26 protein-coding genes are annotated in these 23,751 nt (G+C 54.5%); 3 read left to right on the top strand and 23 right to left on the bottom strand.

Annotation, left to right across the window (positions count from 1 at the left end):
- Positions 1–309: 309 nt before the first annotated feature.
- The 22 genes from R2K26_RS14570 to R2K26_RS14465 form a co-directional block, all read right to left on the bottom strand.
- A complete protein-coding gene (locus R2K26_RS14570; protein WP_316523286.1) occupies positions 310–489 on the bottom strand; it encodes a hypothetical protein in 180 nt (59 codons plus the stop codon).
- A gap of 78 nt (positions 490–567) precedes the next feature.
- A complete protein-coding gene (locus R2K26_RS14565; RefSeq protein ID WP_316523285.1) occupies positions 568–1,296 on the bottom strand; it encodes a thiamine diphosphokinase in 729 nt (242 codons plus the stop codon).
- A complete protein-coding gene (gene rsgA, locus R2K26_RS14560) occupies positions 1,266–2,168 on the bottom strand; it encodes a ribosome small subunit-dependent GTPase A (protein WP_316523284.1) in 903 nt (300 codons plus the stop codon). Before rsgA ends, R2K26_RS14565 begins: the two co-directional genes overlap by 31 nt.
- A 1-nt stretch (position 2,169) precedes the next feature.
- Positions 2,170–4,260 (bottom strand): Stk1 family PASTA domain-containing Ser/Thr kinase, encoded by a 2,091-nt coding sequence (pknB, locus tag R2K26_RS14555; RefSeq protein WP_316523283.1) that lies wholly within the window; start codon positions 4,258–4,260, stop codon positions 2,170–2,172.
- A 16-nt stretch (positions 4,261–4,276) separates the two neighbouring features.
- The gene (locus tag R2K26_RS14550) at positions 4,277–5,008 is read right to left on the bottom strand and encodes a Stp1/IreP family PP2C-type Ser/Thr phosphatase (protein ID WP_316523282.1); all 732 of its coding nucleotides are present in this window, start codon (positions 5,006–5,008) and stop codon (positions 4,277–4,279) included.
- The gene (gene rlmN, locus R2K26_RS14545; RefSeq protein ID WP_176821396.1) at positions 5,008–6,027 is read right to left on the bottom strand and encodes a 23S rRNA (adenine(2503)-C(2))-methyltransferase RlmN; all 1,020 of its coding nucleotides are present in this window, start codon (positions 6,025–6,027) and stop codon (positions 5,008–5,010) included. Before rlmN ends, R2K26_RS14550 begins: the two co-directional genes overlap by 1 nt.
- A 14-nt stretch (positions 6,028–6,041) precedes the next feature.
- A complete protein-coding gene (rsmB, locus tag R2K26_RS14540; RefSeq protein ID WP_316523281.1) occupies positions 6,042–7,376 on the bottom strand; it encodes a 16S rRNA (cytosine(967)-C(5))-methyltransferase RsmB in 1,335 nt (444 codons plus the stop codon).
- Position 7,377: 1 nt separating this feature from the next.
- Positions 7,378–8,295, bottom strand: a complete 918-nt coding sequence (gene fmt, locus R2K26_RS14535; protein ID WP_316523280.1) for a methionyl-tRNA formyltransferase — start codon at positions 8,293–8,295, stop codon at positions 7,378–7,380.
- A gap of 31 nt (positions 8,296–8,326) precedes the next feature.
- Positions 8,327–8,794 carry a peptide deformylase gene (gene def / locus R2K26_RS14530; RefSeq protein WP_316523279.1) on the bottom strand — a complete coding sequence of 156 codons (468 nt, stop codon included), beginning with the start codon at positions 8,792–8,794 and terminating at the stop codon, positions 8,327–8,329.
- Between the two features lie 35 nt (positions 8,795–8,829).
- Positions 8,830–11,262, bottom strand: a complete 2,433-nt coding sequence (gene priA, locus R2K26_RS14525; protein ID WP_316523278.1) for a primosomal protein N' — start codon at positions 11,260–11,262, stop codon at positions 8,830–8,832.
- Between the two features lie 24 nt (positions 11,263–11,286).
- Entirely contained in the window at positions 11,287–11,493 is a 207-nt protein-coding gene (locus tag R2K26_RS14520) for a DNA-directed RNA polymerase subunit omega (RefSeq protein WP_176821360.1), read from the bottom strand.
- Positions 11,486–12,097 (bottom strand): guanylate kinase, encoded by a 612-nt coding sequence (gene gmk / locus R2K26_RS14515; protein ID WP_396897262.1) that lies wholly within the window; start codon positions 12,095–12,097, stop codon positions 11,486–11,488. Before gmk ends, R2K26_RS14520 begins: the two co-directional genes overlap by 8 nt.
- Positions 12,098–12,124: 27 nt before the next feature.
- Complete coding sequence (gene remA, locus R2K26_RS14510) at positions 12,125–12,403, bottom strand: extracellular matrix/biofilm regulator RemA (RefSeq protein ID WP_176821358.1); 279 nt, start codon at positions 12,401–12,403, stop codon at positions 12,125–12,127.
- A 12-nt stretch (positions 12,404–12,415) separates the two neighbouring features.
- Entirely contained in the window at positions 12,416–13,294 is an 879-nt protein-coding gene (locus tag R2K26_RS14505) for a YicC/YloC family endoribonuclease (RefSeq protein ID WP_308448726.1), read from the bottom strand.
- A 240-nt stretch (positions 13,295–13,534) separates the two neighbouring features.
- The gene (locus R2K26_RS14500; protein WP_316523276.1) at positions 13,535–13,927 is read right to left on the bottom strand and encodes a hypothetical protein; all 393 of its coding nucleotides are present in this window, start codon (positions 13,925–13,927) and stop codon (positions 13,535–13,537) included.
- Positions 13,851–14,693 carry a pseudouridine synthase gene (locus tag R2K26_RS14495; RefSeq protein WP_176821355.1) on the bottom strand — a complete coding sequence of 281 codons (843 nt, stop codon included), beginning with the start codon at positions 14,691–14,693 and terminating at the stop codon, positions 13,851–13,853. The genes R2K26_RS14500 and R2K26_RS14495 overlap by 77 nt, the downstream gene beginning before the upstream one ends.
- 25 nt (positions 14,694–14,718) lie before the next feature.
- Positions 14,719–15,855 carry a D-alanyl-D-alanine carboxypeptidase family protein gene (locus R2K26_RS14490; RefSeq protein ID WP_316523275.1) on the bottom strand — a complete coding sequence of 379 codons (1,137 nt, stop codon included), beginning with the start codon at positions 15,853–15,855 and terminating at the stop codon, positions 14,719–14,721.
- A gap of 52 nt (positions 15,856–15,907) precedes the next feature.
- On the bottom strand, positions 15,908–16,324 hold the full coding sequence (gene ytfJ, locus R2K26_RS14485) for a GerW family sporulation protein (RefSeq protein WP_308448730.1): 417 nt from the start codon (positions 16,322–16,324) through the stop codon (positions 15,908–15,910).
- The gene (locus R2K26_RS14480) at positions 16,321–17,013 is read right to left on the bottom strand and encodes a hypothetical protein (protein ID WP_316523274.1); all 693 of its coding nucleotides are present in this window, start codon (positions 17,011–17,013) and stop codon (positions 16,321–16,323) included. The genes ytfJ and R2K26_RS14480 overlap by 4 nt, the downstream gene beginning before the upstream one ends.
- A complete protein-coding gene (scpB, locus tag R2K26_RS14475) occupies positions 17,010–17,543 on the bottom strand; it encodes an SMC-Scp complex subunit ScpB (RefSeq protein ID WP_316523273.1) in 534 nt (177 codons plus the stop codon). The genes R2K26_RS14480 and scpB overlap by 4 nt, the downstream gene beginning before the upstream one ends.
- Before the next feature lie 25 nt (positions 17,544–17,568).
- Complete coding sequence (locus R2K26_RS14470; RefSeq protein ID WP_316523271.1) at positions 17,569–18,294, bottom strand: segregation/condensation protein A; 726 nt, start codon at positions 18,292–18,294, stop codon at positions 17,569–17,571.
- Positions 18,295–18,300: 6 nt separating this feature from the next.
- Positions 18,301–19,005, bottom strand: a complete 705-nt coding sequence (locus tag R2K26_RS14465) for a site-2 protease family protein (protein WP_316523270.1) — start codon at positions 19,003–19,005, stop codon at positions 18,301–18,303.
- Positions 19,006–19,261: 256 nt separating this feature from the next.
- On the opposite strand from R2K26_RS14465, the gene rpmB reads away from it, so the two are divergent.
- Positions 19,262–19,450 (top strand): 50S ribosomal protein L28, encoded by a 189-nt coding sequence (gene rpmB, locus R2K26_RS14460; protein WP_176821351.1) that lies wholly within the window; start codon positions 19,262–19,264, stop codon positions 19,448–19,450.
- A gap of 211 nt (positions 19,451–19,661) precedes the next feature.
- On the opposite strand, the gene gdhA is transcribed toward rpmB, so the two are convergent.
- Entirely contained in the window at positions 19,662–20,993 is a 1,332-nt protein-coding gene (gene gdhA / locus R2K26_RS14455) for an NADP-specific glutamate dehydrogenase (RefSeq protein WP_316523267.1), read from the bottom strand.
- 455 nt (positions 20,994–21,448) lie between these two features.
- Here gdhA and purC point away from each other — a divergent pair, with 455 nt between their 5' ends.
- Positions 21,449–22,159 carry a phosphoribosylaminoimidazolesuccinocarboxamide synthase gene (purC, locus tag R2K26_RS14450; protein WP_176821349.1) on the top strand — a complete coding sequence of 237 codons (711 nt, stop codon included), beginning with the start codon at positions 21,449–21,451 and terminating at the stop codon, positions 22,157–22,159.
- 110 nt (positions 22,160–22,269) lie between these two features.
- Entirely contained in the window at positions 22,270–23,700 is a 1,431-nt protein-coding gene (gene purB / locus R2K26_RS14445) for an adenylosuccinate lyase (RefSeq protein ID WP_316523264.1), read from the top strand.
- Positions 23,701–23,751 lie beyond the last annotated feature (51 nt).

The following is a 23,751-nucleotide window of genomic DNA, read 5'->3' as shown; positions in this document are numbered from 1 at the left end:
CTTCTTTGTCCGTACCTGCGCCAACTCATCACTAAGCGCAGACATTGTCATCTGTTTATCCATGGTCTTATTATATCACTTCTGGCAGTATCGCGCCTACTTTTCTGTGCGGTATTGCCCTAAATTCAATCATAACGTAATACGCAAAAGGCTCACTGTTCCCCGCAGTGAGCCTTTTTGTTATGTGCAGTTTTGTGTTATGTCTCTTGCGGCAGCTTTCTGATGCCGAACATATGCCGCAGCATGAAGCCGATGAACCCTTTGCCGTTGACGATGACGACCTTCATAAAATACCGTTCCTTTCCGAGATCATAATGTGCGCAGCACCGCTACGCCGAGTGCGACAAGAATCACGGCGGCGATGAACAGCACGAGCCCCTCCGGGGAGATCTGTGCAAGCACCATGCCGAGCCCGAATGAAACGGCGCACAGTGCGCGCAGTTTTCGGTCCCGAAAGCATGGGTTATTGCAGCATTTCGGCATTCGCATAGAAAAGCACCTCCGTTTACCGAAGCTCCCTTACGGGGTCATTCCAGTATATACGGAGGTGCATCATTTGGTTACGGATTATTTTTCGGTATCTTTTTCATCTTCCGTTTCGGGCAGGCGGCTTTGAATCTCGCTTTGCGGCGGTTCCGCCGGCATATCCTTCGGCGTGTAGACAATGATAAGCGCACAGCCGATGTTCACGCGAATTTCCGCGCGGTCGGAGATAATGCAGTTGCTCACGCCCATTAAAGACGAACCCGCGGAGAGGTCTTTTTTCTCCAGCGGATACTGAAGGCCCTCATACGTCAGGTTGCAGGAAGAGCCGTCAAACGGGAACACGGAGACCGTGGCGCCTTTCAGCTCTGTCAGCACAATGCGTCCGCAGCGCACAACGAACACCTTGGTGTCTTCCGTGCACAGCACCGCGCTGCCGCCGTGCTTGGAGATATACAAAAGCACATCGAGATTCGCCATGGAGTGGTCGAAGCGGTCGCCGCCGAGGCCGCCGATAAGCACAAATGTCTTATAGCCGAGCTTCTGCCCCACCATGACGGCGCCCATCATATCGGTAACGTCCTTTTCAACGGGGAGCTTAATGGTGCGGATTGTCTCCGGCGGGCGCTTTGCGGCGGAGTCAAAATCGCCGATGACAAGGTCGGGGCGAACGCCGTACTGCACAGCGGTGTCGTAGCCCGCATCCGCACAGATGACGTAGTGCTCTTTCGGATCGAATTCTTCAAAAACGGCGCCGGACGCCAGCGGAGCCGCGCCGATGATCATACATTTTTTGTCTTTGATAACTGCCATTCCTTTATGTCCTTCACTTCGTTATACATTGCAATGTAACTGTCTATGCGGGAGCGGGAAATTTTTCCCTCTTCCACAGCCTTCAATACCGCGCAGCCTTTTTCGCAGGTGTGCGAGCAGGAGGTAAATTTGCATTCGCCGAGGTACGGCGCAAACTCCCTGAATCCCTCCGGCAGCTCCTCCTTACGGAACAGCTCGTAACGCTCGATATCCATGGTGGAAAAGCCGGGCGTATCGGCCACATAGCCGCCCTCCACGGGGTACAGCTCCACGTGACGCGTAGTGTGGCGGCCGCGGCCGAGCTTTTTGCTGGTCTCACCCGTTGCAAGCTCCAGCTCCGGCACAAGCAGGTTCAAAAGCGTGGATTTGCCCACGCCGGAGTTACCCGTAAATGCGGAGATGCAGCCCGCAAGCTCCGGGCGCAGGTCATCCACGCCCACGCCGTCCGCCGCCGAGACGAAGTAGCACCGAATGCCGATGCTGCCGTAAATGTCTTTCAGCTCCGTCGTATCGCTTAGGTCGGTCTTTGTGAACACGAGCACAGGCTCGATGCCCTTTAGCTCCGCCGCGGCGATGGTTTTATCGATGATGAGGGTGCTGGGCTGTGGGTCGCGGACGGAAGACACGACAAACAGCTTATCGAGGTTTGCAAGCGGCGGGCGCACAAGAAAGTTTTTGCGCGGCAAAATCTCCTGCACGTAACCCTCATCGTTCGCGTCCACTTCAATGCGGACGCGGTCGCCGGCATACGGCGAAATTTTATCTTTACGGAACTTGCCTCTTGCGCGGCAGGCGTGCAGCACATCGCCGCACTGCACGTAGTAGAACCCGCCGATGCCCTTGATGACCAGCCCTTCTTTCATTTCGCCCATATTAATCTTCGTGCGCCGTGACCGAGCCGTCAGACCCGCTCATGTCGCCGCCGTTGTCCGGCGTCGGGGTCGGTTCCGGCTCCGGCGTTGCATACGACTGCTGCGAGGTCACGTTGATGCTTTGCGTGGTGTAATCAATCTCCGCCGTGATATACTGCTGGTCGTTCAGCGTGATGACGAGGTTCGCGCGGCCTTTGCCCGTGAACGTCATGTTGGAGTACGGAGAAGTCGAGGGGTTCACCGTGCGCGTCTCAATGAGTGTACCGTCCACGTAGATCTTCATCGTAAGATCATCCGATACGCCGCCGGGCAGCGGAATATCGTAATAGACATCTTTCTGTGCGCCCTTGCCGGAGCTGACCGTTACGGTGACAACCGAGCCCTTCTTCGCCTTTTCGCCCTCGTTCGGGGAAACGGAAAGCACGGTATTTTCGTCCTTGTCGCTCTCGTCGTCGTATTCTGCTGTGACCACAAAGCCTGCGGCTTCCAACTGCTCCTTCGCGTCGCTGTACTGGTAGCCGACGATGTTCGGGATCACGGCGCTTTCCGTAGACGGGCCGGAGCTGACGTAAATTGTGACAGCAGTGCCGGTAGAAACGGTAGAGCCTGCCGCCGGGTCGGTCTTGACGACGTAACCGACTGCGGTGTCGTCATCGGCGACTGCCTGAATCTTCGGGGAGAGGTTCAGTGCTTTCAGCGCGTCATACGCATCCTGCTGCTTATAGCCCTTCACGTCTTCCACAACGACCTGCTCGGCCTCGCCGTTGACGGTGAGCGAAACGGTCTTGCCCTTTTTTACGGTCATGCCGGCCGCCGGGGTCTGGCGCAGCACCTCGCCCGGCTGCTTGCTGGGCACATTGCCGTAGGTAATTTCAAACGTGAGGTCGGCATATTCGCTGTTCCCCTCAATATCGGAAGCATAAATCATCCCGACAAACTTCGGCAGGACAATCTCATCGGAGGTCGTGCTGGACGTTGAAAATCCCGGTAAGAAGCTCAAAAATCCAGAACCGGAATTTGCTCTTTTCCCTTTTACAAGATAACCAATGCCCACAATAACAGCCACGAATACAACCGCAGCCACAATTCCCAAAATAATTTTAGATGCACGATTACTATTTTGTGAACGCACATATTCTTCTTCGTACTCGTAGTTGTCGTTATACTTCTGCGGCGCTGCGTTCTGCTGCACGTTGCCGTAAATATCCGCAGAGGTGCCCGCATACGCGCGGTCAACCTGCTCGCCGTAGTGGAACACAATTTCCGGGTTGCGGCGGAAGCGCTCCACGTCCTCCAGCATATCCGCTGCCGAGGGGAAGCGCTGCGCCGGGTTTTTCTCCATGGCGTGCATCGTAATCTCTTCGAGGCCCTTCGGAATGGACGGGTTGATGCGCGAGGGCGGTGTGGGCTCTGCCTGCATCTGCATGATAGCGACGGAAACCGCGTTATCCGCAACGAACGGCAGCTGACCCGTGAGCATTTCATACAGCATGACGCCCACGGAATAAATATCGGCCTTATCGTTGATATAACCGCCGCGCGCCTGCTCCGGCGCGATATAATGCACAGAGCCGATGGCCTTGTCGGTCATGGTCTGCGTTTCTGCCTGCGAGAAGCGTGCGATGCCGAAATCCGTCACCTTAATGGTGCCGTCCTCGAGCAGCATGATGTTCTGCGGCTTGATGTCTCTGTGAATGATGCCTTTTTCGTGGGCGTGCTGCAAAGCGCGGAGGATTTGCACCGTAAAGTACAGCGCCTCTCTCCATTTGATCTCGCCCTGCTGCTCAATATACTGCTTCAAGGTGATGCCATCGATATACTCCATGACGATGTACTGAATGCGGTCACCAAAGCTGACATCATAGACCTTGACGATATTCGGGTGCGAAAGCACCGCAATGGCTTTCGATTCATTGCGGAAGCGACGCAGAAAATCGCTGTTGCCCGCAAGCTCTTCCTTTAAAATTTTAATGGCAACCCAACGCTTTTCAATGTTGTCATACGCCTTGTACACATACGCCATGCCGCCTACGCCGAGAAGCTCGTGGATCTCATAGCGGCCGTCTAAACGTTTACCAATATATTTATCCATTCTTTTTCATCCTTTCTCAGCGGTTCTCGATCACCGCGACGGTCACATTATCGCTGCCGCCCTTGCTGTTTGCATAGCGGATCAGCTCATCGGCGAGCTCTTCGCCCTGATAGTTGCTGATGAAAAGCAGCAGCGTGTCGCGCTCTAAGTAATTGCTCAGGCCGTCTGTGCAGGAAAGCGCCAGATCGCCGGGCTCGAATTTGTAGCAGCCGTAATCGCACTCCACCTCGGGGTGCACGCCCACAACGCGCGTGATGAGGTTGCGCTGCGGGTGCACACGCGCTTCGTCCTCCGTGATGGCACCGCTTTCCACAAGCTGCTGCACAAAGGAATGGTCGGTCGTAACCTGTTTTACGCCAAGCGCCGTCTTTAAGTAGCAGCGGCTGTCGCCTGCGTGGGCAATGTGCAGCACGCCGCCCGCCGCAATGCTGACGACGACCGTGGTGCCCATACCGTTTAAGGCCGGGTCTTCCTGCGCGCGGTGCAGCACCGCCGCGTTCGCGTCATTGATTGCATGCAGCATCATGTCGCGCACTGCGTCTTCTTCCATATCCGGCGTGTAGTTTTCCGTGATCGCTTTGCAGATGGCGTCGCAGGCAACACTGCTTGCAATGTTGCCGCCGTTTACGCCTCCCATACCGTCGCAAACCACGGTCCACGCGCTGCCGTCCGAAAAAGTGCCACAGCGGCAGATGTCCTGGTTAGAACTGCGCACCTGTCCGATATCCGTTTTGCATACCGCGTACATTAGACTGTACCTCCCTGTTCATTGCGTCGGCGGAGCTGTCCGCAGGACGCTTCTATATCCGATCCGAGCGTGCGCCGGACGGTAGCGGTGATGCCCCGTTTTTCGAGGATCGCCGTGAATTTTCTGAGTCTCTCCTCCCCGCTTTTGCGGTAGCCCGTGCCGGTGACGTCATTTACCGGAATGAGGTTCACGTGGGCGATGATGCCACGCAGGCGGGATGCAAGCTCGTTTGCGCAGGCATCGCTGTCGTTCACACCGCTGATCATAGCGTATTCAAAGGAGATGCGACGGCCCGTTACGTCGGAATAATAGCGGCAGGCTTTTAAGAGCTGCTCCACGTTCCACTTGCGGTTGACCGGCATGGTGCGGCTTCTGATCTCGTCGTTCGGCGCATGCAGCGAAACGGAAAGCGTCAGCTGCAATTTGCGGTCGGCAAGGTCGTAAATTTTTTCGACAAGCCCGCAAGTTGAAAGCGAAATATGCCGCATACCTATATTAAGCCCGTTTTCTGACGAAACAAGCTCCAAAAATCTTAAAACATTCTTATAATTGTCGAGCGGCTCGCCCATGCCCATCAAAACGACATTCGAGATGCGCTCGCCGATGTCCTTCTGCGCCGTTTGGATTTCCGAAATCATCTCGCTCGGCAAAAGATCGCGCGAAAAGCCGCTTTTGCCCGTGGCGCAGAATGTACACCCCATTTTGCAGCCTACCTGTGTGGAAATGCAGATGGAGTAGCCGTGTTTATATTTCATGAGGACGGATTCAATCATCTCACCGTCGTTCAAGCGGAAAAGATACTTTTTGGTGCCGTCTATTTTGGAAACGCGCCGAATGGCGATCTCCGTATTTCGTATTTCAAAGCTTTCTTTTAAAGCAACGCGCAGGTCTTTGGAAAGGTCCGTCATCTCGTCAAACGAGGTCGCGCCGCGCTGATGCAGCCAGCGGTATACCTGCGCTGCGCGGAATTTTTGCAAGCCGCGCAAGGCAAAGTCCTCCTGCAGCTCCGAAAGCAGCATGGATTTTATATCGGTCAACGCTTCGTCTCCTTCCTTGTTTCCGCTTTTCTGCGCATGGCGGCGGCGAAAAAGCCGTCTCCGCCGTGGTCCATGGGCATCATGGTGCGCATGAATTTCGGTTCGTTCACCGTGTGGGAGATGCCCTCCGTTTCGGGCAGATCATACGGTTCAAACTCCGAGTGGCACTTTAAAAATTCGGTCACCACCGCGCCGTTTTCCGCATTGCGCAACGTGCACGTGGAATAAAACAGTATACCGCCCGGACGTACAAGCTGTGCGGAATGCTCCAAAATTTTGAGCTGCAATGCAGGCAACTCTTTAAAGCTCTCCTGCTTTTTGTAGCGGATTTCCGGCTTGCGTCGAATAACCCCGAGTCCGGAGCACGGCACATCGCACAGCACGCGGTCGTACTGCTTTTCACACACACCGGTCGCGGCATCGCGCACGGCGGCGTGAATGATGCTCAAGCCTAATCTCTCCGCGCCTTTTTTGATGAGGTTCACGCGACCTTTGTATAAATCGAACGCATCGAGCACGCCTGTGTTTTCCATATATTCCGCAAGCGTGAAGCTCTTGCCGCCCGGCGCTGCACAGACATCCGCAAGCCGCTCTCCGGGTTGCGGTGAAACAAACGCACACAAAAGCTGCGAAGAAAGATCCTGCACATGGAATTTGCCTTCCGCAAAGCCCGGCAAACCGGTAACATCGCCCGTGCCGTGCACGCAAAGGGCGTTTTGGAGCACCGCTTTCTCCGCGGTGTTTTCCGGCAGCGATTGTATCAAATCGTCCGCCGTGGTCTTTAGCGGATTTATGCGGATATACGTTTCCGCCCGCTCGGACATAGCCTTTAACAAATCTATGCAAACGGTCCCGCCGTAATCCTTTTTAAAGCTCTCGATGATCGGCTGCGGAATGTTATAGCGAACGCTGAGGTCATCTTCGGGAATGATTACCTCATGCCAGCCGCGCGCAAAGCTGCGCAGCACACCGTTCACGAAGTTTTTATACTGCCCGCGCCGATATTCTGCCGCGCACAAAACGGCCTCGTTCACGGCGGCGGAATCCGGCACACGGTCAAGGTACATCATTTGGTACACGGCGATACGCAAGATGTTGAGCACCGTGCCGTCCAGCTTCTGCTTCGGTTTTGCAAGGAACTTGCGAATATAAAAATCGAGCGTCAGACGCTTTTCCAAAACGCCATAGAAAATGGTGGAGGCCAGCGCCGCGTCGCGCGGAGAAAGCTCCGCCGCGCGAATGGCTTTATCGATGACGATGTTCGAGTAGCCCTCGTTTTCCGTCACCTCGGAAAGCGCCGTAAGTGCCGTTTTTCGGGAAGAAGTCGCCATATTACTGAACCTTCGCCTTTGCTTCTATCGCGTGACCGCGCAGATAATCGCTGCCGCGCATACGCTTGCCGTTTTCCGGCTGAATTTCAATGAGCTGCACGGCATTTTCGCCGCAGCAAACGGCCATTTCGCCGCCGATCACCGCAATTTCTCCCGGTTCGCCTTTGCCGATAACGACTTTCGTCCTGTGCAGCTTCATGCGCTTGCCCTCTATCGTGAAAAACGCGGACGGCCACGGGTTCAAACCGCGCACAAGGTCGTGAACGCGCTCGGCGGGCTGTGTCCAATCGATTGCGCCCATCTCCTTACGGATCATCGGCGCGTGGATTGCTTCCGCATCGTTCTGCGGCTGCGGGGTGATAGTGTCGAGCTTATCAATGGTATCGACGAGCAGCTCAGCACCGAGCACCATCAAGCGGTCGAAAAGCTCGCCTGCAGTCTCGTCTTCACCAATAGGCGTTTCCGCTTTCGCCAGCATGTCGCCGGTGTCTATGCCATCTGCCATCTGCATGATGGTCACACCGGTGATTTTATCGCCGTTCAGCACCGCCCACTGGATCGGCGCGGCGCCGCGGTACTTTGGCAACAAAGAGCCGTGCACGTTGATGCACCCGCGCGGCGGGATGTTCAGCACACGCGGCGGCAGAATCTTTCCATACGCCGCAACAACGATGAGCTCCGGCGCAAGCGCCTTCAAATACGCTATTTCGTCTTCATTATTTTTAAATGTCGTCGGCTGACGCACTTCAATGTTGTGTGCCATTGCCGTTTCTTTTACGGGCGGCGGCAGCAGCTTGTGCCCCCTGCCCTTCGGCTTATCCGGCTGGGTATAGACCGCCAAAATCTCATGGCCGCGCTCCAGAAGCGCGTTGAGGCTCGGCACGGCAAAATCCGGTGTGCCCATGAATACGATGCGCATGGAAATTCCTCCTTTTTCTCTAAATTCTGTCTTAGCTTTCCAACTCGTCCGGCTCCAGCATGCGGCTGGCGCGCGTGACAAAGCATACGCCGTTCAGGTGGTCAATTTCATGGCAGAACGCGCGGGCCAGCAGCTCTGTGCCGCTGATTTCAAACGTTTTGCCGTTTCTGTCCTGTGCGCGGACGGTGACGCTCATCGGGCGCTTGACCATGCCGAACTCACCCGGGAACGAGAGGCAGCCCTCTGCGCCGTCCTGCTCGCCGGAAGTCTTAATGATCTCCGGGTTGATAAGCTCAATGCGGCCCTCGCCGACATCGATAACGACGATGCGGCGCAGCAGACCGACCTGCGGTGCAGCAAGGCCGACGCCGTTTGCGTCCTCCATCGTCTCGTACATATCGTCAAGCAGCGTACAAAGCTTCTCGTCGAATTTTTCGACCGGGCGGCACATTTTGGTCAGCACGTCGTCGCCCTTTTTCACAATATTTCTAAGCGCCATTTGCGGCACTCCTTTCCTGTGAATTTCAATTTCTTTTACAAAATCGCATCGGGGTTCGGGTCTGCATACGCGGTGACGCTCAAAAAACGCTTATCGCTTGAAAACGCGCCCAAAAGAGACGCGATGGCATCCCGAAACGCCTTGGAATTCTTGTATTTCATGATAATCTTATATCGGTATTTGCCGCCCATACGTGACACGGATGCCGCAGAGGCGCGTAATAAACGCAGCGGCAAGTTTGGATAGTCCCGGCGGAACATCTCTGCAAGCAGCGCGGAGAAATGCTCCGCTGCCGCACGCACGGTGTCTTCCTTTTCGCCCACAAAGCCGATTTGCAAAAGATCCGCAAACGGCGGGTACAGCATGGCTCTTCTGAACCGAATTTCCGTTTCAAAAAAGCTTTCATAATCCTGCGCGGCGGCAAGGTGCAGGTATGGGTTTTCCGGCACATGCGTTTGAATGAGCGCCGTGCCGCGGTAGCGCCCGCGCCCCGCACGCCCCACGACCTGCGTGAGCAAGTCGAATGTGCGCTCGTTGCTGCGGTAATCGTCGCTGTATAAGGATTGATCCGCCGAAAGCACGCCGACAAGCGTGACGTTTTCAAAATCGAGCCCCTTTGCAACCATCTGCGTACCGATCATGATGTCATACTCGCCGTTTGCAAACGCGTTGAGCTTCTTTTCAAGTGCGTATTTGTTCGCGGTGGTATCGGTATCCACGCGCAGGATGCGCGCCTCCGGGAAAGCCTCCCGCAGCTGATCCTCCGCCTTCTGCGTGCCGCCGCCGGAAAAGGTCAGCTCACCGCCGCACGCCTTACAGCGCACGTAAGCCGGTTCGGAGTGGCCGCAGTAGTGGCACATCAGGCGGTTATTCGCCGCGTGGTATGTCATGGAAATGGAGCAGTTCGGGCACGCGGCGACCGTTTTGCAGTCCTTGCACACGGCATACGTGTGGTAGCCGCGGCGGTTGAGCAGCAAAATGGACTGCCTGCCCGCGCGGATATTTTCGGAGACTGCACGCGCCAGCGCCATGCTGATCATCGGCTTGCCGCGGTAGAGATCTTCGTTGTTCATATCGACAAGCTGCACCGTGGGCACAACGGCATCGCCGTAGCGGTGGTGCAGCGCGTGGTAGCGGTACTTGCCGCTTTGCGCCATGTAGTAGGACTCAACAGACGGCGTAGCAGAGCATAAAAGGCAGTAAGCGCGGTTATAATTCACGCGAAACTTCGCGATGTCCCGTGCGTGGTAGCGCGGCGTGCTCTCCGATTTATACGTACTCTCCTGCTCCTCGTCCATGACGATGAGCCCGAGATTCTGCACAGGCGCGAACACGGCAGAACGCGTGCCGACGACAATTTTCGCCCTACCGGTGCGCACGCGCTTCCACTCATCCATGCGCTCGCCAACGGAAAGCCCGCTGTGGAAAACCGCAACGGTATCGCCGAACGCCGCCGTAAACACGGCAAACGTCTGCGGGGTAAGAGAAATCTCCGGCACCGTGACGATGACGCCCTTGCCAACAGTAAGCACATGGCGAATGACATGCAGGAACACGGCAGTTTTACCGGAGCCCGTCACACCGTAGAGCAGACCGACCATCGGTTCTGCCGCATCGCATTCGCGCAGAATGTCATTTGCCACATTCATCTGCTCTGCCGAAAGTGTCTGCGGCAGCCTGATGTCTGCCATTTCCTGCTTTGGGCGTCGGAAGCGCTCGACTTCAAAAATCTCCGCTGCGCCCTTATCGGCAAGCGTGCGGATGATACCCGCACTCACGCCGGTATAGTAGCTCAGCTCGCGCACAGTCACGGCGCCGATGGCGCACAGCGTATCGAACGCGCTTTGCTGCTTCGGAGTCAGCTTGCCGGAAAAATCCGGCACGGCACAGACCATGCGCGTAGTGGCATCCGCCGCATTGCGGGACGCCGCGTTTTCACGTATGACCGTGCCGTTTTCGAGCAGCGAAAGCAGATCGCTGCTTTTTTCGTCTATGCCGAGCCTTTCGGTGAGTTCTGCGCCGGTAAGTCCGTTTTTCGCCGCCGTCAGCGCCACGATAATCTGCCACGCGGTATCCGTGAACGCTTCGCGGTCATAGTTTTTGAACGCGGCATTCATGCGATAGCGGTTTACGAGCTTATAGCCGATGCCGGCGGGAATCATGACCTTTACGGCATCGTACAGTGTGCAGAAGCAGCGGCTTTTCATCCATGGGATGAGCGCCAGCATTTCGTCATCCAAAAGCGGCTCTTTGTCCAAAACAGACGCGATGGCTTTCAGCTTTTGCCCTGCGCCGCTTTCATACGATGTAGAGAGCACCATGGCGACGCGCGTGCGGTTGCCTGCACCGAACGGCACAGTAACGCGTACGCCCGGACGTACCGCCGTTTCCAATGCCTGCGGCACACTATACGTAAACGGCTTATCAAACCGATATGTGGTATTCTCCAAGGCCAACTGCGCCAGCAAAGCAAAAACTCCCTTTACGGTAAATTAGCCGTCAATCTCGTCCGGCTCGATGATCTTATACTTCTCATCGACGAAGTCCTGCACGGCCAAATCAACCGGCTTTTCAACGATGATTTCATTGTTGTCTTCCGCTTCCTGTGTAATTTCTCTTGCGCGCTTTGCAACGGCGATGACAACGGAATAATAGCTCTTGTGCGGGGTTTTAATGATGTTACAGGACGGTTTAAGCATGGTTCAGGATCCTTTCTGCTATATCTTTTTCGCGGGAAACGCGCAGCTTCTCCGCGGCTAAAATGGCTTCTATATCAAGCACGGCCTGTTCGACCGTGTCGTTGATGACGGCGTAATCGTAATCTTTTACGCAGCGGATCTCGTCTGCCGCGGCAGCGAGGCGCTTCTCTATAACTTCTTCTGTTTCGGTGCCTCTGCCGCGCAGACGCTTTTCAAGCACCTTTAAGGACGGCGGCAGGATGAAAAGGCTCACGCAGTCCGGCGCGACTTTTTTAATCTGTCTGCCGCCCTGCACCTCAATCTCAAGCACGACATCGTGCCCTTCCTCAAGCCACTTTTCAATCGGCGCTTTCGGCGTGCCGTAGAAGTTGTCGCAATATTCCGCATATTCGAGCATCGCATGGTTTTCGATGTTCGTTTTGAACTCGTCTTTTGTGATGAAGTAATAGTGCACGCCGTGTTCCTCCCCCGGGCGCGGAGCGCGCGTGGTGGCGGAAACGGACATTTTAAGATTCTCATTGCGGCGGAACAATTCTTTTAAAATGGTCCCCTTGCCGCCGCCGGAGGGCGATGAAACGACAACAAGCAGTCCTCTTTTTTTCATCGGAAACATTCCTTTCTTTTCCGTTATTTATACATTCGGGGCTTCCGCTTCAACGGGGTCTTCTGCTTTTTCGCCGGTGTTAAAGCGGTTTGCAACGGTCTCCAGCTGCAAAGCGGAAAGCACCACATGGTCACTGTCCATGATGATGACGGTGCGCGTTTTTCTGCCGCACGTGGCATCGATCAAGGCGCCGCGTTCCCTTGAATCCTGCACGATGCGCTTAATCGGCGCGGATTCCGGGCTGACAATGGCGATCATGCGCTCTGCGGAAATCATGTTGCCAAAGCCGATGTTCACAAGCTGCATAATAAACGCTCCTTACTCGATGTTCTGGATCTGCTCGCGGATCTTTTCAATCTCGGCCTTGATATCCACCACCATGTAGGCGATCTTGGAATCGCTGGCCTTCGAGCCGATCGTATTCGCTTCGCGGTTCATTTCCTGTACAAGAAAATCCATTTTTCGACCGGAGGGCTCTTCGGCGCTCAAGAATGCCTTAAGCTGGTCGAAATGGCTGCGCAGACGCACGGTTTCTTCCGCCACGGCGACCTTATCCGCAAAAATGGCGGCTTCGGTCAAAATGCGCTGCTCGTCAATCGTGGTGTCATTCAGTACCTCGCGCAGCTTTGCTTCCAGACGCTCGCGGTATTCCGTGACGGTCTCCGGGGAGCGCTCTTCAATCTGCCCGACGATGTTTAAAATCGTCTCTGCACGAGACATGACGTCCTCGTAAAGGCGCTGTCCCTCCGTCTCGCGCATTTGAATAAACGCGTCCACCGCTTTTTCAGCGACCTGCTTCACGTCTGCCCAAATGGCTTCCTCATCCTCCGGCGCCTTGTGCACGGAAAAAATATCGGGGTAGCGCGAAAGAGAATTGACGGTAACGGTGTCCGGCAGATGGTAGCGCTCGGAAAGCTCGCGGAACGCCGCAATATAACCCGCGGCAAGCGAGTGGTTCACACTGACGACGACATCCGTGTCCTCCAGTGTCTCAATGCTCAAATAAAAATCGATCTTACCGCGTGCCACACGGCTCTGCACGTAGGTTTTCAGCTTATCCTCAAGGAATCCGTAGCCGCGCGTCACACGGGGAGAAAACTCAAAATACTTGTGGTTGACCGATTTCAGCTCCGCCGTAATGTGTCTGCCGTTGACGGTTTCTTCGCAGCGGCCGTACCCGGTCATGCTTTTCAGCATAGGATCATCTCTTTTCTAAAATTCTGTCTATGTTTTTCGGGATATTTTGTGTTCCTCACAGAGGACATAGTACCCGACTTTAATTCTATCAAGATATTTTACCATTTTAAGCCGGAAAATGCAACCTATCGCGGGCGAAAATCGGAATTTTCGGAAAAAACAAAACACCGCAGGCAGCAGCCCGCGGCAATTTTGAGGCAATACCGCATAAAGAGGTTTCGCTTTGCGGCATTTTGGGGTTTATTCGTAATGCACGATGAGGCTCATCGACGCTTCGGCGTGATCTTCCGCAACCGTAAACCCGCGCTGCTTGAAGAAATCAAAAAAATCCGGGAATGCGGTGCGGATGTGATTCATGCCGTTCGTCTCGCCGAACGACGCGGCGGAGCGCATAAGTGTATCGAGCACAAAAGTCGTCATGGGGTCGGGCTTTGCTTTTGTGAAATCGGTCTGCCCGGAGACGGAAAAGCCGTAGAACACAAGCGTATCGTCTTCAAGCGCGACGACGACATAGCCGAGCGTTTCTTCGCCATCCGTCATCACAAGCACACGGCCGTTATCGGGTGCGCCCTCTGTTTTTGCCAGCAGGGCGGCTTCTTCTGTTTTTTCCGCCATTGGTACGATTTGCAGCATTTTGTTTCTCCTCCTCGCGCTGTGTGTTCTGCGCGTTTCCTTTTTTCTGTGCGGCGGCGCGTAATCTGCGCACTTCGTCCGGGGTCAGGTCACGGAAGCGCCCCTGCGGCAGCATGCCGAGCTTCACCGCGCCGATGGCCGTGCGCTTCAGTCTGGCCACTTCAAGGCCCACTGCTTCACACATGTTGCGGATCTGGCGGTTGCGGCCCTCATGCAGCACGAATTCCAGCACCACGCGGCCGGGCTGCTGCTCCAAAACACGCACGGAAGCCGGGGCGGTCATTCTGCCGTCGATTTCCACACCGACCGCAAGACGCGTCAGCTGTTCTTCCGTTACGCCGGGGCGCACCGTAACACGGTACACCTTCGGCACATGTGTAGACGGGTGCGCGATGAGATTTGCAAAATCGCCGTCGTTTGTCATGAGCAGCAAACCCTCGGAGTCTTTATCGAGGCGGCCGATGGGGAATAATCTCACAGGCAGCTCCTCTACAAGCTCGCTAACGCACTTTCTGCCGCGGTCGTCGGACATGGAGGTCAAATAGCCGCGCGGCTTATGCACCATTATGTACACCTTTTCGTCCACGGTCTGCACGCGTTGACCGTCTACGGTAACCTTGTCTTTCTTCACGTCCACCTTGTCGCCGATCTGCGCGCGGACGCCGTTGACCGCAACGCGCCCCGCCGCGATCATCTCCTCCGCCTTGCGGCGCGAAGCGATGCCGCACTCCGCAAGCATCTTTTGCAGTCTTGTATCTTTAGCCATAGTTCAAAACCTTTCTCTGTATCTCTCAATTTATAAAGCTTGTGCTTCTAAAAAAGCGAGCGAACCACTTTTGAAACCATGTGCGTTCATCCTTTTGCAAAGCACAATCTTCGCTTGAAACAAGCGGTGTTTCCTTTAGAACCTTGCCGTTCACGCTGTATCGCACGCAGCCGATCACGTCGCCTTTTTCTACCGGCGCATACACAAATTGCGGCAGAATGCACCCCGCCGTGACCGTCACATCTTTCGGCAAAACGGCGCTTTCCTGCGTTTGGAGCGTGAGACTTATGCACTCTTTTTCACCGCCGACAACGGGAAGCGAAATCGGCTGAAAACCCGCCGTATATGTTCGCTCTGCAAGCTGTGCAAAGCCGTAATCGTACAAATTCATGTGGTCGTTCCAGTCGTCCGGGGCATTTAATGTCACACAAATGAGCCGTGCGCCGTCCCGCTCTGCGGAAGACACAAGGCAGCGCCCGGCCTTTTTCGTAAAGCCCGTTTTGATGCCCGTGCAGTCCGGATACAGCTTTAGTAACCGGTTGTGATTTTCATACCGCACGGTTTTTTCGGGCGAAATAAACGGCACGGAAAGCGTCGTCTGCCCCACCGCCGCGGCAAACTCTTCATTTTGCATCGCTTCTGCGGCAAGCAGCGCCATGTCATACGCCGTGGAGCCGTGCCCCTCGGCATCGAGCCCCGAGGGCGTGACGAAATGCGTCTGCATCATATGGAGCTCTGCGGCGCGCGCGTTCATTTTCTCGGAAAATGCTTCCGCCGAATCGGACAGATACAGCGCTATCGCATTCGCACCATCGTTGCCGGAAGCCATCATCATGCCGCGGGCGATGTCGCCGAGTGCAAGCACCTCCCCGGCGCGCAGCCCCATAGAGGAGCCCTCCACGCTTATCATTTCCGGCGTGATCGTCACGGGATCACCCCTATGCTCACTTTCAAATGCCAACAGCGCCGTCATGATTTTCGTCGTGCTCGCAACGGGCAGTACCTCGCGGCTGTTCTTTTCAAATAAGACCGTGCCGCTCACGGGCTCATACAGTACGGCGGCATACGCCGAAACGCTTACGGACTCCGCCGTCTCCGCCGAAACAGGCAGACTGCCCCACACAAAAACGACCGCCAGCAAAACACAAAGTATCTTTCGCAAAAATCACCACCTGCCACGGCATGTATACGCGGCAGGCGGCCGGATTATACAATCAATACTGCGGGGGCAGGGAAATATCCTCGTCCTCTTTGTCTTTCTTATCCTTGTTGAAAAGTCCGGCGATCTTGTCCACTACGTCCGGCACACTCGCCACAACGCGATCGACAGACGAAACATACGGCTCAATCTGCAAAATGCGCACATTGCCGTTCGAAATTACCAAAAACGCAATAGGCTGAATGGTAATGCCCGCGCCGCTGCCGCCGGCAAAGAGGCCCTTTTCCGGCTGCGCTTTAGAAGGCAGGTCGGAGCCGCCGCCTGCAAAGCCGTAGCTCACACGCGAAACCGGGATGACCGTGGTGCCGTCCGGCGCGGTGATGGGATCGCCGATAACGGTGTTCACGTCCACCATTTCCTTGATTTTATCCATGGAAACGCCGAGCAGGTTGTTGACCTTATTTTCACTCATGTTGTTCTCTCCTTTTTATTTGCTGCCGGCGCTGCGGATTTTACGGCAGGCTTTCCGGCACTTTGAAATTTATTGTAAAACGGCAATATCGTGCGCAGTATAAACTGCACCCCGTGGTGCACGACGAACAGCGGACGCACCGCGCCGCTTGCCGTACATAAAACCTTCGGTTCCTTCACGCTGTAATCGAGATCGACGGAAACACGTCCATGCGGCGACTTGCAGTTTGTTAAGCCGAGCAAGACCGACACAGACGGGTACACGCCCGCGCACACCTCTCCGTATAGGATAGCAATTTCGGCGGCATCTTTCTCGCCGCCGACGAGCACGTATAGGTCGAAATCTTTCAGCTTTATGTGCCTTAAAAGCTTTCCAAAGCGCGTGCCGGTGGCCTTTAACAAATCTTTCGCGAGCGTTAAAAGCCCCGTAAGTCCCTCGGCTTCCTTATATTTTTTCACCTGCCGCAAAAGCGGGTTCGGCTTTTTCTCCTTGGCTTTTTCTTCAGACTTTTTTTCGCTTGGTTTCTTCTCTTTTTTCGGCTCCGGTGCGGGAAGCACGCGGTATTTTAAAAAGAGATACCGCATAAAAACGGTCGCCTCTCCGTTATAGTTCAGATTGAACCGCACAGGGATGCACAGCAGAAGAAAGAGCAGAGCGATGAGCCCGAGCAGAATCCATAAAACGATCATGCTTTGTCTGCCCCGTCGTTTTGAGGTGCGTTTTCGGTTTCTTCCTCCTGCGGCAAAGGCGGCAGCTCCAAAAGCGAGCGGATGCCCATGCAGCGCAGGAAATTTTCCGTCGTGCCGTATAATAGCGGCTTACCGGGAAGGTCGAGTCGCCCGCGCTCTTCAATGAGCGCTTTCTGCACCAGGCTGCCGATGACGCCCGAGCAATCCACGCCGCGCACCTGCTCCACAAACGCTTTCGTGACAGGCTGATTATATGCGATGACCGCCAGCACCTCCATGGCCGCCTGCGAGAGCGGCGCGCTGCTTCTGAGGTCTAACGCTGTGCGCACCGGTGTCAAAAACGCGGGATTCACGGCAAACTGCAAGGTGTGGTCTAATTGCAGCAAATGGATGCCGCTTTCTTCCTTATTGTATTTCGCCTGAAGCGTTCGGCTGAGCTCCAGAACGTTCTCTTCCTCGGTGTTAAGCGCCTGCGCCAGCTTATCGATGTCGATCGGGTCGCCGCACGCGAATAAGATTGCCTCCATCATGCCGAGCATTTTCTTTTTATTCAGCTTACTCGCCTCCGTTCGTCAGTTTGATCTCGCAGTCTTCGCCGTCACCGTCCACGCGCAATCGCTTGTCCTTGACAAGCTCCAAAACGGCGAGGAACGCCGCCACGCGCTCCGAGGGATCGTTTTTGCCGCGGAACAGCTCTTTTAACGACACATGCCGCTTTTTCCACAGGCTGCGCAGCACGAAAACAATTTGCGAAGCCACGGAGACCACACGGCGCGTGATGAGCTTTGAGATGGTGTCCTCCGGCTTCTGCGGCTCCGGCGGCTTCTTTTTTCCGAGCATCGACAAATACGCCGAAAGCAGCTCCTGCGGCTTATGATGGCGCTTATAGGTGAGATCTGCGGGAATATCCGCTTGCGCACGCACGATGCCGTCGAGTGAAAACCGCTCGCGCAGACGCATGGCCGCTTCCTTGCACTGCTGATATTCAAGCAGCTGACCGGTCAGCTCTTGCTTCAATGCCGCTTCCTCTTCCTTTTTCGGCAGCAGCGAAACACTTTTGATGTGCACAAGACGCGCCGCCATCTCGAGAAATTCGCTCGCAACGTCCATATCTGCCGCCTGCATCTCGTGAATCTGCGCCATGTACTGCTCTAAAAGCTCTGCGATGGGAATATCGTAGATATTGAGTTTGTTTTTCGCGATGAGGTTGAGCAGCAGGTCGAGCGGACCCTCAAACACATCGAGCTTATAGGAAAGTGTTTCCGTTTTTTCCATGTTCATACACGATCACAATACGCCGACCAGACGGAACGGCAACGCCGCAAGCCAGCTTACACCGCCGTATACGGCATTTTCAAGCACACTCAGCGGACCCGTGAGCGCGCCGGAAACGATGAGCAGCATGCCGATCATGGAGAGCATGTTCTGGTACTGGTAGAACTTGTAGCGTGCGCGGTCGCTGAGCAGCGCCGCCAGAATTTTGGAGCCGTCAAGCGGCGGCAGCGGCACAAGGTTGAAGACCGCCAGCACCGCGTTGATAAACGAAAAATAGCTGAAGAACAGTAAAATGTAATGCACAAACGCGTTGTACGGCGCAAAAGCCGCAATGGCATAATAAATAACGCAGCCGACATAAGAGGCAAGCAGGTTCGCCGCCGGGCCCGCAAGGGACGTGAGTGCCACGCCGGAGCGCGGATTTTTAAAATACCGGCTGTCGATCGGCACGGGCTTTGCCCAACCGATGCCGAAAAGCAAAAGGAACATCGCACCCATCGGGTCAATGCTTGCAAGCGGGTTCAGCGTCAAGCGGCCCTCATACTTTGCGGTAGGGTCACCGAGCTTGTACGCCACCCAACCGTGCGCAAGCTCGTGCAGCGGCAGCGCAAGGAAAACAATGACGAGCGTGGCTAAAATCTGAATGATAACACCGAGCGGATCAACAGAGCCGCCGCGCAGCAAGGTCATGATCGAATTAAAAAGCAAATCTAACACCTCTTTCTGTGGGGTGCACCCGAAAACGGTTTCGGATATACCTTATAGAATTATAAAGCATAGAGGACGAAAAAACAATTCTTTTCCGTAAAAACATTCTGTGAACAACTTTTCGTTTTAGTAAAAGATGCGGAAAAGCGAGTTTTTTCAAAATTTAGTTCCCATTTTTAAAAATAAATCTTGCATTTTGCGTTCGTTTCTGCTACAATACTAACGTTGCAATGAAGAATTAGGCACTTTAAGGAGGTGCAGATAGATGGCTAAATGTGAAATTTGCGGAAAGGACGTATCCTTCGGCATCAAGGTTTCCCACTCCCACAGACGTTCCAACAGAACTTGGAAACCGAATATCAGACGAGTAAAGGCACTTGTTAACGGTACACCGAAGCGTGTATACGCCTGCACCCGCTGCTTGCGTTCCGGCAAGGTTACAAGAGCAGTATAAAAGAACTGGTCGATAAAATTATGGACATCGTTTCGGTGTCCATTTTTTTATTTTCCGTATTTACTTTTTCATCCCGCTGTGAAAAATTTTGTTTGTGTTATTCCATCCTCCATCGTTTAGAATGACTTCCTTAATAAGCAAAAGGCGCCGTGCAGGTTTTAAACCACACAGCGCCTTTTTAAGCTTTATTCTGTTTTAAATCAAATCAGGATCAGACAATGCCCTGTGCGAGCATAGCATCTGCGACCTTCACGAAGCCCGCGATGTTTGCGCCCATGACATAATTCTTCGGGTGGCCGTACTTCTCGGCAGCCGCGTCTACGTTTGCAAAGATGTTCTCCATGATGCCCTTCAGCTTTGCGTCAACTTCTTCAAAGCTCCAAGAGAGGCGCTCGCTGTTCTGGCTCATCTCAAGAGCAGAAGTCGCTACACCGCCTGCGTTTGCAGCCTTGCCCGGTGCAAACAGAATACCGGCCTGCTGGAAGACATTCGTAGCCTCAATGGTGGACGGCATGTTCGCACCCTCGGCAACGACCTGTACGCCGTTCTTGACGAGCGTCTTCGCATCTTCTTCGTTCAGCTCGTTCTGCGTTGCGCACGGCAGAGCCACATCGCACGGAACCGTCCAAACGCCCCTACCCTCGTGGTACTCGCTGTTCGGTCTGTACTTCTTGTACTCGGTGAGACGTGCGCGCTTAACTTCCTTGATCTCCTTGACAGCTGCGAGGTCGATGCCCTCCGCGTCGTAGATCCAGCCGGTGGAATCCGACATGGTAACAACCTTAGCGCCGAGCTGCTGTGCCTTTTCGGTTGCATAAATTGCAACGTTGCCGGCGCCGGAGATAACAACGGTCTTGCCCTTAATATCCATACCGTTTTTCTTCATCATCGCATCGGTGAAGTACAGCAGGCCGTAGCCCGTCGCTTCCGTACGGGCGAGGGAGCCGCCGTAGGTGAGACCCTTGCCGGTGAGAACGCCTTCATAGCAGTTACGGATTCTCTTATACTGACCGTAGAGGTAGCCGATTTCTCTGCCGCCTACGCCGATATCGCCCGCCGGTACATCCGTATCAGCGCCGATGTGTCTGTAAAGCTCGGTCATGAAGCTCTGGCAGAACACCATAATCTCGCGGTCGCTCTTGCCCTTCGGGTCGAAATCGGAGCCGCCCTTGCCGCCGCCGATGGGCAAACCGGTCAGGGAGTTCTTGAGAATCTGCTCGAAGCCGAGGAACTTGATGATGCCAAGGTTAACGGACGGGTGCAGACGCAGACCGCCCTTATACGGACCGATCGCAGAGTTGAACTGTACGCGGTAGCCGCGGTTCACATGAACCTTGCCGTTATCGTCAACCCACGGCACGCGGAACATAATCTGGCGCTCCGGCTCGGTGAGACGCTCCAAGATACCGGCAGCTTTATACTGCGGGTTTGCTTCAATGACCGGCTCCAAAGTGGTGAGAACTTCCGTTGCAGCCTGAATGAATTCCGGCTCATTGGAATTAAGCTTTTTAAGGTGTTCCAGCTGTTCGCTTACATAAGACATAACGATCGCTCCTTAGAAAATAGATTGAAAAAAAGAAAAGCACAGGAAACGCAGTTTTTACCTTTAAATCCTGCAAAAAGATCTCCCTTCGGTCTTTTGGGCCTTTTTGCCCGTTTCCTGAAAACGCTTACATTTTACCACAGGTTTTTCGTGTTTTCAATATGTTTTTGCGAAAAATTTCAAAAAAGTTTCAGCACCGCAAAGCGATGAATTTTGAAGGAAACCTGTTTCAATTCTGCAAGTTCACTTTCTTTTGTTGTAAAAGCACCAGTATTCTTTCGTCTCATACCCTGAAATTGTACGAATTCTTGCACGGCGGTTTTCGGAAAAAGATTGACATTCGGTGCACTTTTCTATAGAATTAAAGTGTATGATAATGCACGGGAGAAAATTTTGCCGTTTTCGGCTTTTCGCCCGCGCCAAACGCTCAATGAAGAAAGGTATGGTAATGTATTATGCAGAAGACCGAATTACTCTATGAGGGCAAAGCAAAGAAAGTTTACGCAACGGAGAACCCGGATTATTGCATCGTTTCCTATAAAGATGACGCGACCGCGTTCAACGGCCTCAAGAAGGGCACCATCGTCGGCAAAGGCGTTGTCAACAACCGTATGTCCAACTTCATGTTCCAGCTGCTTGAAAAGCACGGCATCAAGACCCACTTTGTAGAAGAGCTTTCCGACCGCGACACCGTCGTGCGCAAGGTCAGCATCGTTCCGCTCGAAGTCATCGTCCGCAACAAGGCAGCCGGCAGTCTCTCTAAGCGCCTCGGCCTTGAGGAAGGCACCCCCATGCGCGTACCGGTCCTGGAGTTCTGCTACAAGAACGACGATCTCGGCGACCCGATGGTCAACAATTACCATATCCTCGCTGCCGGCTTTGCAACGCAGGAGGAGATTGATAAGATCAGCTCGATGGCTCTGAAGGTCAACGAGCTCATGCTGGAGTTCTTCAAGAGCATCGGCGTTGACCTCATCGACTTCAAGATCGAATTCGGCAAGACCTCCGACGGCGAGATTATCCTCGCAGACGAGATTTCCCCGGATACCTGCCGCTTCTGGGACATCAATACCCATGAAAAGCTCGATAAGGACCGTTTCCGCCGCGACATGGGCGGTGTGGAAGAGGCTTATGCCGAAATGATGAAGCGCATCGGCCTGAACTGACTGTAAATCATATAACGAAACGGAGTCCCCGAAAACGCGGAGGCTCCGTTTACGCGGTTTATTGCCGCATTCTCCGTTTGTTATTTATTTGATTAAAGGAAAAGATAAACATGAGAGATACGTATGAATCCCCCCTGTCCTCCCGCTATGCCGACAAAGAGATGAAGTACCTGTTTTCGCCGGACATGAAGTTCAAGACCTGGCGCCGCCTTTGGATCGCCCTTGCAGAGAGTGAAATGGAACTCGGTCTGCCGGTCACGCAGGAACAGGTCGATGAGCTGAAGGCACACGCCGAGGACATCAACTATGAAGTCGCCGAAGAGCGCGAGCGCCTTGTGCGCCACGACGTGATGAGCCATGTGTATGCCTACGGCCAGCAGTGCCCGAAGGCTGCCGGCATCATCCACCTCGGCGCAACAAGCTGCTATGTCGGCGACAACACCGACATCATCATCATGACGGAAGCCATGAAGATTGTTAGGAAGAAGCTCGTCAATGTCATCCGCATTCTTTCCCATTTTGCGGAAGAATATAAAGACCTGCCCACGCTCGCCTTCACCCACTTCCAGCCGGCACAGCCGACCACCGTGGGCAAGCGCGCCACGCTGTGGATGCAGGAGTTTCTGATGGACCTTGAAGACGTGGAGTATCAGATCAGCAAAGCGAAGTTGCTCGGCTCCAAGGGCACCACGGGCACACAGGCAAGCTTCCTTGAGCTTTTCGACGGCAACGATGAAATGGCCGCAAAGATCGACGCGAAAATCGCCGAGAAAATGGGTTATGAGAGCTGCTTTGCCGTCTCCGGACAGACCTACCCGCGTAAGCTTGACAGCCAGATGCTGAACGTTTTGAGCTGCATCGCGCAGAGCGCCGCAAAATTCTCGAACGACATCCGTCTTCTGCAGCACCTGAAGGAAGTGGAAGAGCCGTTTGAGAAGAACCAGATCGGTTCCTCCGCCATGGCGTATAAGCGCAACCCGATGCGCAGCGAGCGTATCGCCTCCCTTGCACGCTACATTGTCGTAGACGCGCTGAACCCGGCGATTACCGCTTCTACGCAGTGGTTTGAGCGCACGCTGGACGACTCCGCGAACAAGCGCATCAGCGTGCCGGAAGCTTTCCTTGCGACCGACGCGATCCTGAACCTTGTAATGAACGTTGCGGACGGCCTTGTGGTTTACCCGAAGGTCATCGAGCAGCACCTCCGCCGCGAGCTGCCGTTCATGGCGACGGAAAACATCATGATGGACGCCGCAAAGCGCGGCGCAGACCGTCAGGAGCTGCACGAACACGTGCGCGTGCACTCCATGGCAGCCTCTAAGGTCATTAAGGAAGAGGGCGGTGAAAACGACCTTCTGGAGCGCATCGCAAACGACCCGATCTTCGGCGTCACGCTCGACGAGCTCAAGGGCATCGTAGACCCGCACAAGTATGTCGGCCGCGCACCGCGCCAGACCGAAATTTTCCTTCACGATGTCGTAAAGCCGATCCTCGATCGCTATGCAGACACCGAAACAGAGACCGCAGAGATCAATCTGTAATTCACCCCGCCGTTTTAAACGGCTTTGGGAGGAAATAAATATATATATTAG

It is taken from the genome of Neglectibacter sp. CSJ-5, from assembly GCF_032490475.1.
GTDB classification, from domain to species: Bacteria; Bacillota; Clostridia; order Oscillospirales; family Acutalibacteraceae; genus Hominenteromicrobium; species Hominenteromicrobium mulieris.
This window is presented reverse-complemented; position numbering and strand designations above follow the sequence as displayed.